Source organism: Aurantibacter sp. UH7, assembly GCF_056839165.1.
The window spans coordinates 2,995,963-3,011,255 of record NZ_CM166388.1; the positions used below are offsets into that span (position 1 = coordinate 2,995,963).

The 15,293-nt window shown below is 36.4% G+C and carries 9 protein-coding genes; all 9 read left to right on the top strand.

All coding sequences use genetic code 11. The annotated features are described in order from the left end of the window. Positions 1-167: 167 nt before the first annotated feature. The 9 genes from UH7x_RS12545 (at position 168) to UH7x_RS12585 (ending at position 15,245) form a co-directional block, all read left to right on the top strand. Positions 168-743, top strand: coding sequence for an RNA polymerase sigma-70 factor (locus tag UH7x_RS12545; protein ID WP_482360268.1), 576 nt, complete (start codon positions 168-170; stop codon positions 741-743). A 258-nt stretch (positions 744-1,001) separates the two neighbouring features. Continuing rightward, positions 1,002-2,132 carry a FecR family protein gene (locus UH7x_RS12550; protein WP_482360269.1) on the top strand — a complete coding sequence of 377 codons (1,131 nt, stop codon included), beginning with the start codon at positions 1,002-1,004 and terminating at the stop codon, positions 2,130-2,132. A gap of 151 nt (positions 2,133-2,283) precedes the next feature. Next, positions 2,284-5,583, top strand: coding sequence for a TonB-dependent receptor (locus tag UH7x_RS12555; protein ID WP_482360270.1), 3,300 nt, complete (start codon positions 2,284-2,286; stop codon positions 5,581-5,583). A 16-nt stretch (positions 5,584-5,599) separates the two neighbouring features. Further along, complete coding sequence (locus UH7x_RS12560) at positions 5,600-7,051, top strand: RagB/SusD family nutrient uptake outer membrane protein (protein ID WP_482360271.1); 1,452 nt, start codon at positions 5,600-5,602, stop codon at positions 7,049-7,051. A 95-nt stretch (positions 7,052-7,146) separates the two neighbouring features. Continuing rightward, positions 7,147-8,760, top strand: coding sequence for an arylsulfatase (locus UH7x_RS12565; protein ID WP_482360272.1), 1,614 nt, complete (start codon positions 7,147-7,149; stop codon positions 8,758-8,760). An 18-nt stretch (positions 8,761-8,778) separates the two neighbouring features. Continuing rightward, positions 8,779-10,464, top strand: a complete 1,686-nt coding sequence (locus UH7x_RS12570; protein WP_482360273.1) for an FAD-dependent oxidoreductase — start codon at positions 8,779-8,781, stop codon at positions 10,462-10,464. Positions 10,465-10,583: 119 nt separating this feature from the next. Beyond that, complete coding sequence (locus tag UH7x_RS12575) at positions 10,584-12,056, top strand: sulfatase family protein (protein WP_482360274.1); 1,473 nt, start codon at positions 10,584-10,586, stop codon at positions 12,054-12,056. Between the two features lie 67 nt (positions 12,057-12,123). Continuing rightward, a complete protein-coding gene (locus UH7x_RS12580; protein WP_482360275.1) occupies positions 12,124-13,791 on the top strand; it encodes an FAD-dependent oxidoreductase in 1,668 nt (555 codons plus the stop codon). Between the two features lie 11 nt (positions 13,792-13,802). Continuing rightward, on the top strand, positions 13,803-15,245 hold the full coding sequence (locus UH7x_RS12585; RefSeq protein ID WP_482360276.1) for a carbon starvation CstA family protein: 1,443 nt from the start codon (positions 13,803-13,805) through the stop codon (positions 15,243-15,245). The last annotated feature ends 48 nt before the right edge of the window (positions 15,246-15,293 follow it).

A 15,293-nucleotide genomic window follows, 5' to 3' on the forward strand; every position in this document is an offset into this window, starting at 1 on the left:
TGAGTGCATAAAATAAAGTGGGAATAAATGTAAAAGTTTAAGGTTATCGCAATTTTTTTCTGCTCTTTATGAATTACAGTTTTAGAATTCATAATTGTTGTATTAATATTATTTGTATGTTTATCTTGCCAAATTAACATATTAAACTCAACTTTTCAACCAACTTCATGAAGGCCAAGCTTACTGATTGTGATTTATTAAAACTGATTTCTCAAGATAATGTTTCGGCATTTGAAGAGATATATGAGCGGTATTCCAAAAGCATGTTTCTTTTTGCAATCAATATTTTTAAAAAGAAAGAAGTTTGTGAAGATATTGTTCAAAATGTATTTATTGATTTTTGGACAAAAAGGAAAGAGGTAGAAGTTAAACAATTGAAGCCTTATCTTTTTCAAGCCGTAAAATATCAAATTTTTAATCAGCTTAGAAATCGAAAAATTTCAGATGAAGATTTAACAAGACTTACCATTGTAGATATTTCCATGAGCATTACACAAAAATTGGAATTTGACGAATTGCAGGAGTTAATAAACATTCAAGTAAATAAACTTCCACCAAGGTGTCAACAGATTTTTGTGCTCAGTCGATTTCAGCACATGTCAAATAAAGAAATAGCATCCGAACTAGGCATTTCTGTACAGGCTGTAAAAAATCAAATATCAAAAGCACTTTCCTTTTTAAGAAAGAACATCGTTTTAGAAGAGGGAGTTTTATTTCTTATTTTTTTCGCAACTACTTTTTAGCCTACTATTTTCTTATAAACATTTATCTATATTAAATTTAAAATGTTCGCTAATAGCATTTTAGGGAGATTTTAGGTTAGTACATGTGTATTATTAAATTGACATTTAATTGTAAATTATATGCTATAATATCAATATAATGCACTATAAATTACTAATTGTTTAAAAAAAGTTAACATTGGACGTGTACCTTTTTTAATTTTTGGGTACTTATTTATAACGACGATATTCACGGCCATAATTGTAATTAACTATTTGATGAACAAAAAACAAGCAAAACAGCTTTTCGATAAGTATTTAAAAAATGAGTGTTCAGTTCAAGAAATTGAAATGCTTGATAAGTATTTGCAATCATATCAAGATAAAGAAAGGCTATGGTCTGAGTTAAAGTATGATGAAGAAATTAAAGATCAATTATGGATGAAAATTAAGTCCGACATTGATTCCAAAGGTCAAGAAAATAGATTTTCGATAAAACATTATTTAAAATATGCTGCAGTTTTTATTGGATTAGTTGGAAGTTTTTTATGGTATCAATCCAGTACTAAAGTAGATGTACCTAATCTCAATACTATTTCTGAAACTGAAGTGATATTAAAAACATCGAATAACGCTGTAAAAAACATAAGTTCGAATGCTGAACAAGATTTATTTGATAAAGAAGGTAAAGTTATCGGTAAGCAAAAAGGAAATCAAATAATATATAGTGAGAATGAACAAATACAGGAATTAGTATTTAATGAGTTAATTGTTCCTGATGGTAAAAAATTTGAAATTACACTTTCTGATGGCACATTGGTACATATGAATTCGGGATCTACCCTTAAATATCCAGTGAACTTTATTGCAGGTAAGGAAAGGCAAGTTTTCTTAAAAGGTGAAGCATATTTTGAAGTTACAAAAGATACGTTGGCACGTTTTCTTGTCACTACTGATGAAATTGAAATTGAAGTATTGGGTACACATTTTAGTGTAAGTTCTTATGATGGAGCTAAACCATATGCGCTATTAGCGGAAGGAAGTGTAGCAGTTCATAAACAGAATGATGTAAAAGAGAATCGAACAATCTTACATCCAGGAGAAATAGCAACTTTAGATCAGAATACCATAGCTGTTAATGAGGTCAATATCAATGATTATTTAAGTTGGCGTGAAGGCCGATTGACTTTTACTAATGAATCTTTTGTGAATATTGTCAGCAAAATAGAACGGCATTTCGGAGTATCGATTGAGAATAATCATACAGATATAAACGAAGTTAAATTTAGAGGTGAATTTAAACAAGAAGAAACAATAACGGATATATTAAATACATTTCAAGAAAGCGCAGGTTTCGAATATAAAATAGTTAATAACAAAATAATAATAGACCGTATGAAAGATAAGTAACCAATAAAAAAAGTCGAGAAACGCGGCAACGTTTCCCGACCAATATAGATTTTAACCAGATACAAATAACTAATCAAAACCATTCAAAATTATGCAAAAAAAGCATGGGTTTCTCATATTTATGAGGAACATATTAAACAAAAACCGAACAATGAAGCTTTCATTTCTTTTGTTTGCCTTGGCACTTTTTAATCTACATGCCAATTCGTATGCGCAAAACAAAAAGATTTCATTGGATATACATGAAGGAACTATTGAAAATGTTTTAGTAAAAATTGAATCTCAAAGTAAGTTTAATTTTTTCTATAAAACGAATGAAATAGATGTCAAAAGAAAAATTTCAATAAAAGTATTAGATACTTCAATTAAGGAAATATTGAACATTCTTTTTGATAATCAAAATGTTTCATATAAGGTTGTAAACAAACAAATAGTTTTAAAGAAAATTACCAAAATAAAACAATCATCTAATCTTGATCGTGTTGATTTGTTGAATGAAACCATGCTACAATTTAGTGTTTCAGGTACAATTACGGATACTCAAGGACTCCCACTTTCTGGTGCGAATATTGTTGAAAAGGGCACCACTAATGGTGTCACGGCTGATTTTGATGGCAATTTTTTAATTTCTGTTGAAGATGAAAATGCCACGCTTGTAGTTTCTTATATTGGTTTTGCTATGAAGGAGGTGCTAGTTAATTCACAATCTCAAATAAGCATAACACTTGCCGAGAGTGCCGCAGGGTTAGAAGAGGTTGTTGTTGTTGGATATGGTACTATGAAAAAAGCTGATTTAACAGGGGCCGTTTCACAGGTTAAAAGTGAGAATCTTGAAGCTGTGCCTGTATATAATATGGAACAAGCTTTGAAAGTAGGAGCTTCAGGAGTAAGAGTTTCGCAAAATTCAGGTACTCCCGGATCACGTATTGAAGTAAGAATCAGAGGGGGTAACTCAATGATTGGTGATAATCAACCGCTTTATGTAGTTGATGGTTTCCCAGTAACAGGTGGTATCGATTTTTTAAATCCAGCAGATATAGAGTCTGTTGATATATTAAAGGATGCTTCTGCTACTGCAATTTATGGGTCTAGAGGAGCAAATGGTGTCATAATTATTACCTCCAAAAGAGGTGTAAAGGGACAAGAAAGTAAAGTTGAGATTAATAGTTTTTTCGGTATGCAACAATCAATTAATAAATATGAATTACTTGATGCCCAAGAATATGCTATTGTAGCTAATGAATGGTTGAAGAATGAAGGGTTGGATCCTTTTTTTAATATTAATGAAGTGCAAAACCCTGGTACTGATTGGTGGGATGCTATTTTTAGAACAGCCCCAGTTCACAATCATACCGTTACATTTTCAGGTAGTTCAGATAAAGGTCGATATTCCATTTCTGGAAACTATTATGACCAAGAGGGGATTATTGAAAATTCTGGCGTTTCACGGGGATCTGTTAGGGTTAATCTTGATCAAGAATTGAAAAGTTGGTTGAAAATGGGGGTTAATGTGCAATTATCAAGGAATGATCGAAATTCAGTACCTGTTGATAATGGAAATCGTGGTAATTCAATGCTTTCTGCAGCGGCCTCAGCTCCACCAACACTTCCATTATATAACGAAGATGGTTTGCCTACACAAATAGAACAAGTTTATAATTTTGGATCTGCTGATATGCGAAATCCATTAATAAATACAAGTAGGAAAGATTTATCTTTTTCGAATAGTGTTCTTGCAAATACAACTTTTGATATTGAATTAGCTTCAAATTTAACTTTTAGAACCTTGTTAGGCTTGCAATATAAAAATTCACGAAGTGAATATTTTGCTCCAATTATTTATGCCAATGATAGAGGTTCTGCTTCTGAAAGTAATTCATATTCTAATTCTTTTTTAACAGAAAACGTACTAACATATTCAAAGGTTTTTAATGATAAACATAGTTTAAATGTAATAGGTGGAGGGACATATCAAACAAATATGAGCCGATATTCAGGTATAGGAGTTAGTGGTTTTGCAAATAATATTACTGAGAATTTTAATTTGGCTGCAGCTGAAACAGTAGGTAATCCTTATTCAGGATATTCAGATTGGACGCTGGCTTCTTTTCTTTCGAGAGTAAATTATTCTTTTGATGGTAAGTATATGTTAACTGCTAGTGTTAGAGCTGATGGTTCATCCAGGTTTGGTGCAAATCATAAATGGGGTTATTTTCCATCTGGTGCTTTGGCTTGGCGTGTATCGGATGAAGATTTTCTAGAAAATAGTAATACAATTACAAATTTGAAACTAAGAGCTAGTTATGGTATTACCGGTAACACTGCACTTAATCCTTATCAATCTTTGGATCGCTTAAATTCAGTCAAATATATTTATGGAAATTCAACTGATGTAATAGGGTTTTATCCTACTGGAATTTCCAACAGTGATTTAAAGTGGGAAACAACAGGTCAACTTGATATAGGGCTTGATCTTAATTTATTTAATGATAGGATAAGGTTTGTCTTTGATTATTATAAAAAGAATACTAAAGATTTACTTGCATCAGTACCACTTCCGCCAACAGTAGGTTTTGGTTCTATTTTGAGAAATTTGGGGGAAATTCAAAATAGTGGTTTAGAGTTTAGTGTAGATACAGATATCTTGAGAAATGATTTTAAATGGAACGCGTCGGCCCAGATTTCTGCTAATAGAAATAAAGTAATATCCTTAGCTGGTGATAGCGATATATTTGGAGCAGATCAAGGTGCTGTATGGCCAAGTGCTAATATTGCTAGAGTCGGTGAACCTTTGGGAGCATTTTATGGTCTTTTAGAAGATGGCTTGGATGAAGATGGTTTTATTAAATATCAAGACGTGAGTGGTCCGGATGGAATTCCTGACGGTACTATTAATGCACTTGATCGAGTAATTTTGGGTAGTTATCATCCCGATTTTATTTATGGTTTAACTTCAAATTTTAGTTATAAAGGCTTAGAATTAAATGTTGTAGTGGAAGGTGTGCATGGCAATGAATTGTTCAATGCAACCAATGGAACTCATTTAAATTCTTTCCAACGTGGAAATAACCAATTTAAAGATATAATTGGAAATTATTGGACTGAAGAGAATCCGAATCCAGATGCTAAATATCCTAAATTAAGTAGTGCCACACAAATTACTGTGTCGGAACGATTTATTGAAGATGCCAGTTATTTGCGAATAAAGTCAATGAGGTTGGCATATAATTTACCAGTTTCTGAAATAGGCTTAAAAGGATTTGATATGGCTCAACTATACGTGTCTGGAACCAATCTTTTCACATTTACAAACTACACCGGACTAGATCCTGAAGCTAATACCAGAGGAACAGATTCAAGTGATGTAGGAGACAGGTTAAGATTTGGTCATGATCAAAGTAGCTATCCTGCTGCAAAGATTTATGCCATAGGTTTAAAATTTAGATTTTAATAGAAAAGAAAAAAAAATGAAAAATATAATATTAGTAATAATCATATTTGGGTGTTTAACCGCATGTGAAAAAACATTGGAGGAAGTTCCAAAAGATTTCGTTTCAAAAGCTAACTTCTATATGAACGAAGAGGATGCTCAAGCTGCAATAGCAGGTGCATACGCAGGAATGCAAAATGACTTTTTTGGTATTACGAATTACCTCATGACTGAATTACATGGTGATTATTTGTTCGGAAGAGGCTCGCAAGCACCCATTACTATATGGAATCAAATATTAGATCAACGAAATATAGGTAGGTGTGCTACGAATTGGTCCTCATTTTATAATACTATTAATAGAGCAAATGCTATTATAGACAATGTATCAATTATTGAGAATATTGATGATGGCGTTCAACAACAAATTTTAGCTGAGGCACATTTCCTTAGAGCCTTATGCTATTTTGAATTGGTAAGAGGTTGGGGTGCTGTACCTATTAAAACTATGGAAAGTATTGATCTCAGTGCTATCGAAGCACCGAGAGAATCTGAAAGTAAAGTTTATGAGTTAATTATTCAAGATCTTCAAATAGCTGAAAATGGTTTAGGTGAAGTCGGGAGTGAAACGGGTAGAGCCTCAAAATGGGCCGCAAAAATGTTGTTGTCTCATGTTTATTTAACTATGGAAAATTGGGAATTGGCTGCATCAAAAGCAGAAGATGTACTAAGTAATGGTCCTTTTGCACTAATAACAGTTGAGGAACCAGATGATTTTTACAAGATTTTTGCTGTCGATACAAGTACTGAAGACATAATGTCGATGCATCATTCAGAAACAAAAGGTTCTACAATACCAGGTTACTTACATCGTGCTGCAAATATACCTTATAATTATTCTTCAGGTGGAGTTTATGCATGGCTTCCAGATTCAAACTCATTCATTGGTGATAGTTGGGATGATAATGATTTAAGAAAGGATTTTAATTTATATACTGAAATTCAAAATTCAGATGGCAAATGGGAACCTTTGCCTGACACAACACCAATTTTATTTAAAAAATTTATTACTAATACATCCGGGCAGAGTGTTTACAGTGTTCCGATATATAGATTCACAGAGGCTTTTCTATTTTATGCTGAAGCCTCGGCTATGGCCAGCGGCAATCCATCTGCATTAGCGCTAGAAAGACTTAACATTATTAAGAGAAGAGCTTATGGTTTTGACCCCAATGTAGCATCTGCTGTAGATTACCCTTCAGGAATGAGTGGTGATGAATTTAGGGATGCTGTAATTCAAGAAAGGGCATATGAGTTTATTACAGAACGTAGACGTTGGTTTGATTTAAAGCGAACTGGTACTGTAAAAGAAGCGTTTGCGGCAGCGGGGAAAGATATATTAGATGAAAGATTATTATGGCCAATTCCTGAAGATGAAATCAACAATAACCCTGCTGTTAACCAGCAAGATCAAAATCCAGGGTATTAATAGATATTTTAATTAAGGAGAGTATTACAGGCTTTTTGTCGGGCCTGTAATAGCCCTTAATAGGTCTTTTTCCAATCGTTAATTACACTAAGGACATGACTAAGTACTTAATAATTTTGAGGGTGTTGCCCATAAGGTTCGCTGTGCTTTTAATTTTGGAATTATCCGTTTTTTCCATTAATGGATACTCTCAAAAGATTGAAAAGAAGTTGCCCAATATAATTTTTATTTTTCCAGATCAATTAAGGTCGGATTATATTGGAGCAGAGGGCAATAATATAGCCTATACGCCCAATATGGACCTTATTGCAAATGAAGGAGCTTTGTTTTCTAGAGCCTATAGCGCTTCTCCAACTTGTTTGCCTGCGAGGGCCGCTTTGCTTACCGGAATGGGTCCATGGAAAAATGGTTTATTGTCATATGCACCCATTGCAACTAAATACAAGTATGAAATGCCCCAAATGTTGAGGGAAGCTGGTTATGTCACTTTTGCTTCTGGGAAACTGCATTTTAAGCCTATTGGAAGTGTTGAGCTAAATGTGAAATTGGGCGAGCTGGATAATAGAGAATTCATGCATGGCTTTCATGAAATAAAATTATGCGAAGGTTGGGGGCATCCTCAAAATGCGTATAACATATGGTTTAAAGAGAATGCACCTAATTCAACAATGGATGGTACGGGATTGGGACCCACAGATCATCGTACTGGTATATATCCTTATAGTGATGAATTTCATCCAACGGCCTGGACTGCAAATCAGGCTATTGAATTCATAAATAATCAATCCGGCAATGACGCATTCTTTCTTAAAGTTGCTTTTCATAGGCCTCATCCACCTTTTGACCCGCCAAAAAGATGGTTGGATTTTTATAAAAACAGGGAAATTCCAAAAGCCATTGTGGGTGAATGGTCCGAAGAGAAATACGGAGGATTTAATGAAGTGCCTTCACCAAAAGAACAGTTAAACGCTCCAAGGGGGAATTACAATGATAGTATTATTCGCGATTCAAGGGAAGGTTATTTAGCCGCCATTAGTTTTTTGGATGAACAGATAGGGCATATCCTAACTACTTTGAAAGAAAAAGGAGAGTTGGAAAATACTTTAATAATAATATCATCCGATCATGGGGATATGATGGGTGATCATCATTTATGGAGGAAATCCTATCCTTATGAGGGGTCAGCCGGTGTGCCAATGATTATAAGATGGCCTGAGAGTCTTGGAGTTAAGGCTAATCGAGGGCAGGTAATCAACGAACTGGTTGAACTTAGGGATATACTTCCAACGTTTCTTGATGTAGCTGGGATTGCCATACCATCTGAAATGGATGGAAAGAGTATGATGCGGTTAATCGAAGGGAAGAAAAAGGGTTGGCGAATGGTCCTGGACATGGAGCATGGTCAATGCTATTGGAAAGAAAACAGTTGGATAGGGTTAACGGATGAAAGATATAAGTATATCTATTATTCAGTTACCGGGGAAGAACAATTGTTCGACTTGGTAAAAGATCCTGGAGAAAAAAATAATCTGGCCAATCTTGAACAGTTCAAAAATATCCTTGGACGATGGAGACAAAAAATGGTCAATCATTTATCTGAACGGGGTGATAAATGGGTCAAAGACGGTAAACTTGTAATAAGTCAAGAAAACATATTGTTTAGCCCAAATTATCCGAAGGAATATTATCCAAAAGAAATTATTAACTAACCACTAATTAAGTAGAAGATGAAAAAAATAATAAGCTTGTTTTTGTTGTTATTGATTGTTCAATTATCGAACGGTCAAACCAAGAAGTACGATATCGTTATATACGGCGGAACTTCAGCAGGGGTGGCTGCTGCCATTCAAAGTAGTAGAATGGGCAAGTCCGTGGTACTCATAGAGCCGACCAATAGAATAGGGGGATTGACCACTGGTGGACTGGGGCAAACCGATATTGGTAATAAACAGGCCATTGGTGGAATTTCTCGGGAGTTTTATGAAAACATCAAAAAGTATTATGACGATTCTCAAAATTGGAAGTGGGAGAATAGAGCTGAGTATTTTGATGGCGGGCAGACCCGTACAGAAGAGGGAGAGTCATCGATGTGGACTTTTGAACCTTCTGTGGCACTAAACGTTTATCATGATATGTTGGATAATGAAAAAGTAAAACTAATTTATGGGGAACGATTGAATAGATCTTCGGGTGTAATCAAGTCCGAAGGGAAAATTCAGTCAATTACTATGGAAAGTGGAAAAAAGTTTACCGCCAAGGTATTTCTTGATGCTACCTATGAAGGAGACCTCATGGCCGCAGCCGGAGTATCCTATGCGGTAGGTCGTGAGAGCAATGACGAATATGGGGAAACGTTGAACGGGGTGCAGGCCAACATTATTAATCGTTCTTTGACCGGGTTCGTGTCTAGAAACGCTTTTAACCATAATTTTGTTCAGGGAGTCGATCCTTATATTGAAAAAGGTAATCCCAAGAGTGGACTTTTGCCGAATGTCAATGAAAAACCTGGTCTTGAGGGAGCTGGTGATGATAAAATACAGGCCTATTGTTTTAGAATGTGCCTGACCGATCATCCAGAGAACCGTATTGCGTTTGCAAAACCTGAGAATTATGACGAGATCAATTATGAATTGCTGTTTCGGAATTATGAAGCTAGAAAAGGACCCATACGTGATATGTACAGTTATGGTAATTCGCTTTTACCATGGATCAACTCCAGTATGCCAAACCGCAAAACTGATACGAACAACAAATTTGGTTTTTCAACAGATTATATAGGAAAAAATTACGACTACCCGGATGCATCCTATGCCGATCGGGAAAAAATTATCGAAGACCATCGAAACTATCAAATGGGTTTGATGTGGACTTTGGCCAATCACCCCAGAATACCAAAGGAAGTACGTGACGAGGCCTCGAGATGGGGTACTTCAAAGGATGAGTTCGAAAGGGCCGATGGTTGGCAACAGCAACTTTATGTTCGTGAAGCGCGGCGCATGATCAGTGATTATGTAATGACACAGCAAAATTGTGAAGCGCTAACGGTCGCCAAGGACGCCATCGGTTTGGCCGCATATGGAATGGACTCCCATAATGTGCAACGCTATGTTGACGCCAATGGATATGTGCAAAATGAAGGGAATGTTGAAGCACACGGATTCAAACCTTATCCGATCAGCTATAAATCTTTGGTTCCCAAAAAAGAAGAATGTGAAAACTTAGTTGTTCCCGTATGTGTAAGTGCAACGCATATTGCATTCGGTTCTATTCGAATGGAACCCGTATTTATGGTTTTGGGGCAATCCGCGGCTACGGCAGCGGCCTTGGCTATCGATGCGGGTACAACCGTTCAAGATATTCCCTATGAAAGTTTAAAAGCTGCTTTGTTGAAAGACGGACAGCGGTTGAAATAATAGGCGATAGACTGGTAATCAGTGTCAGTTATTAAGAAAAACAAACAGTAATAAAATTTTTAAAATTCCTTTCCGAAAGTATTATGTATATTTATAATTATTCCAAATGGCGTCCATTCTTGTTCGGAGCTACCCTTTTGATAGGGGTGCTGTTTGCTGAGTCTTGTAAAATAAAGGAAAAGGCACCGCCCGAATTGCCGAACATTGTATTGATTCTAGCTGATGATCTAGGGTATGGAGACTTGGGATCGTACAATCCGCACTCTTTGATACCCACACCAAATCTAGACCGCCTGGCATCCGAAGGAATGCGATTGACCAATGCCTATTGCCCTGTTTCGGTATGCTCCCCCTCTCGATATGCCCTGATGACTGGAACCTATCCTTTTAGAAGCTGGAAAAAATCAGGGGTGTTATCGAATTATGAACCATCGATGATGGCTAGTGGTCAATTGACGCTACCAAAAATGTTGCAACAATCTGGGTATACGACGGCAGGCTTCGGAAAATGGCATTTGGGCGCGACATTTCCAACAATAGATGGGGAGAAACCTGCGGGCTATGGAAAGTTTAAAGCTGAAGACAATGGTGCGAATATCGATTTAAAAAAACCTATTACTGATGGTCCTGTTGACTATGGATTTGATCATTGGTTCGGTTTTAGCTGCGCAAGTGAATGTTGGGTTATGGACGGGAATAAAATCGTTGCCGCTTTACAGCACGACTTTTATAATATCGAATCAGCCCCTCAAAAAGGCCATATTGAGAGTATTCCATCCGATACATATCTCAATATGATAACTGAGAAAAGTACGCGCTTTTTAGAAGAACGTGTTTCGGCGAAAACCAATAGTCCATTTTTTCTGTACTTTGCGCCTTATGTACCCCATATTCCATTGTCGGTAAGTAACAAATTTAAAGGTACTACCAATGCGGGTTTATACGGAGATTATGTCTATGAATTAGATACATATATTGGTGAACTTTTGAATACATTAGATAGTTTACAGCAGTTGCAGAATACGATAGTTCTTTTCGCCAGTGACAACGGATCACAATTTGAAATGACGGGTAACCACTTGGATCTTGCAAATGCTAGCAATAGTCCGAAAAATGTCGTAAAAAAAGGAGTAAATTCTAATGGACATCATCCGAATGGCGATTTAAGAGGAACAAAATGGACGATATATGAAGGAGGAGTGCGCACTCCTTTTATAGCCAGATGGCCAGAGAAGTTTCCTTCAGGTGGTACATCGGATGAACTTTTCGCCCTGAATGACGTAATTGCTACCATTGCTGGTATTTTAAATATTGAACTTCCAAACGATTCGGCAATTGATAGTTATGACCAACGTTCGGTTTTAATGGGAAAGAATGAAGATATTAGGCAATCGGTAGTTGTTCAATCTTCTAAAGATGGAATAGGTATTAGGAAAGGCGATTGGAAATACATTGCACCTGAGAATGAAAGTCAAGAAGGGCAATTGTACAATCTCGAAGAAGATATATCCGAATCGGTTAATCGATACAATGAGCATCCTGAATTGGTTCAATTGATGAAAAAGGAATTGGAGGAAATAATTTCAGAATAACATTCGAGCACACATAAAAACTTTGTAAAAAATAGAAGCAACCAATCTTAAATTTAAAAAAGGACAAATGAAAAAAAATAAACGAACTGTATTCTCAATAGTTGTCGTATTATTTGCGGCAACGTGCTTGTTGAGCTGCAATGATAAGGCAGCTGTTACAAAAGACCCTAACGCGGCCGATATTATAATTTACGGAGGTACCTCGGCAGCGATTTCCGCTGCCGTAGAAGCAAAGCGATCCGGAAAATCCGTAATTGTAGTGTCTCCTGATATCCATTTGGGCGGTTTGACCTCTGGAGGTCTAGGGTGGACTGATACCGGAAATAAAAGCGTAATTGGCGGACTCGCAAGGGAGTTTTATCATCGAGTATACAATCATTATAATACAGATGAGGCTTGGCGGTGGCAGCCCCATAGCGAATATGGAAATACCGGACAGGGTACGCCTGCAATGGATGGCGAGAATAGAACCATGTGGATTTTTGAACCGCACGTTGCCGAAAATGTATTCGAAGATTTAGTCAAAGAGGAAAAAATACGTGTCGACCGTGATGAATGGCTAAATAGGGAAAACGGTGTGATATTGAACGATGGCAGTATCCAATCGATTACCATGTTATCTGGCAAAACATATACTGGTAAAATGTTTCTTGATGCAACATATGAAGGTGATTTAATGGCCAGTTCAGGAGTAAGTTATCATGTTGGTCGGGAAGCTCAAGACGTCTATGGTGAAGAATGGAACGGGGTACAGACCGGTGTTTTGCATCACAACCATTGGTTTGAGTCCGATATTTCTCCCTATGTAGTTCCAGGTGACCCATCAAGTGGTTTGTTGCCTTTGATTTCAGGTAATCATCCTGGGGAAAAACATAGTGGTGATGATAAAATACAGGCTTATTGTTTTAGAACGTGTATGACCAATCATGAGCCGAATAGGGTGCCCTTTCCCAAGCCTGAAGGTTACGACCCCATTCAATATGAATTGTTGGCCCGTGTATTTGACGCAGGTTGGAAGGATTGGTTCAATAAGTTCGACGCGATTCCCAATCATAAGACTGATACAAATAATCACGGTCCTTTTAGTAGTGATAACATCGGAATGAACTACGACTACCCAGAGGCATCCTATGAACGAAGAAAAGAAATAATTAAGCAACACGAACAATACCAAAAAGGACTATTGTGGTTTGTAGCGAACGATCCTAGGGTTCCAGAAGATATTCAGTCTAAAATGCAAAAATGGGGATTGGCCAAGGACGAGTTTACTGATAATGACAATTGGCCACATCAAATTTATGTGCGTGAAGCACGGCGTATGATTGGTGAATATGTTATGACTGAGAATGAATTATTAAAGAAAAGACCCACACCAAAATCTGTAGGCATGGGTTCGTATACTATGGATTCCCATAATGTTCAGCGTTACATTAAAGAAGATGGTTTTGTACAAAATGAAGGCGATATTGGTGTGAGTACTAAAGGTCCGTATGCCATATCGTATGGTTCGCTAGTACCGAAAAAGGAGGAATGTAAAAACCTTTTGGTACCGGTATGTGTTTCATCAAGCCATATAGCTTTCGGTTCAATTAGAATGGAACCTGTATTTATGATTTTAGGTCAATCGGCAGCGGTGGCAGCGGTAATGGCTATTGATGAAGATTTGGCGGTTCAAGATGTCGATTATACGAAGCTAAAGGCAGCTCTTTTAGAAAAAGAACAGGTGTTAGAATAGAAATTTATATTATGATTTCATTTTTAATTTCCATTTTGGTATTAATCTTAGGCTATTTTACATATGGCAAGTTCGTGGAAAAGGTTTTCGGGGTTGATGAGAGTCGGGAAACACCCGCTGTTCGATTGAAGGATGATATTGATTACGTGCCCTTACCGACTTGGAAAATATTCTTAATTCAATTTTTGAATATAGCAGGACTTGGTCCCATTTTTGGAGCTATAGCAGGGGCAATGTTTGGCCCTGCGGCTTTTCTATGGATAGTATTAGGAAGTATTTTTGCAGGAGCTGTACATGATTACCTTTCTGGAATGCTTTCCATTCGACATGATGGTCTAAGTATCAGTGAGTTTGTCGGTATTTATTTGGGTGTACCCATGAAACACGTAATGCGGTTTTTTACGATTGTACTCTTGATTTTCGTAGGAACAGTTTTTTTAATGGGTCCTGCAAAAATCATTGATGGCATGACAGGTAATATGTTGAACCTATGGGTATGGGTTGGTATTATTCTATTGTATTATATATTGTCGACCCTACTGCCAATTGATAAGTTAATAAGTAAACTTTATCCAATTTTTGGTGCAGCGATGTTGTTGATGGCCCTTGGTTTAATAATAGCTTTATTTTTAGGAGATTATCAAATACCAGAGCTTGTTCCTTCAAATATTCGTAACATGACTACCAACCCAGAAGAAACCCCTTTATTTCCTATTTTGTTCGTTACTATAGCTTGTGGTGCAATTTCTGGTTTTCATGCAACGCAGTCGCCATTGATGGCTCGCTGTATGAAAAATGAGAAATCAGGCAGGAAAATATTTTTTGGTACAATGATAACCGAGGGAATAGTTGCTTTGATTTGGGCAGCGGCTGCAATGACTTTTTTTGGTAACGTGACTGAATTGAATGATGCTATGTTGGCCAACAATAATAATGCAGCTTGGGCGGCAAATGAGATATCGTTAAATATGTTAGGTAAGGTAGGAGGAGTTCTTGCATTATTAGGAATTGTGGCTGCACCGATTACATCTGGTGATACAGCATTTCGATCAGCTAGATTAATACTATCTGATATTTTTAAGTCGGACCAAAAAAAGATTATGAATAGGCTTTATATAAGCATTCCATTATTTATTATTGCCTTTGCACTTACACAAATTGATTTTGGAATCATATGGCGATATTTTGCATGGAGTAATCAAACTTTAGCCACTGTTGTACTTTGGACTATTACGGCTTATTTGTTGTTAGAGAAAAAAGAGTATTGGTTAACCTTGATACCAGCGGTATTTATGACTATGGTATGCAGCACTTATATTTTAATTGCCCCTGAAGGTTTTGAACTAGAAAACGATATGTCATATTTAGGTGGAGCTCTTATTACACTTTTTGTTATCATATTATTTTCGTTGTACATGCATCGAAAAAGACAAATAAAAATAAGCGCTATTTAAAGATATTACAATTGAGTGAGTTGAGTTTAAAGGGGTACTATACTTTTT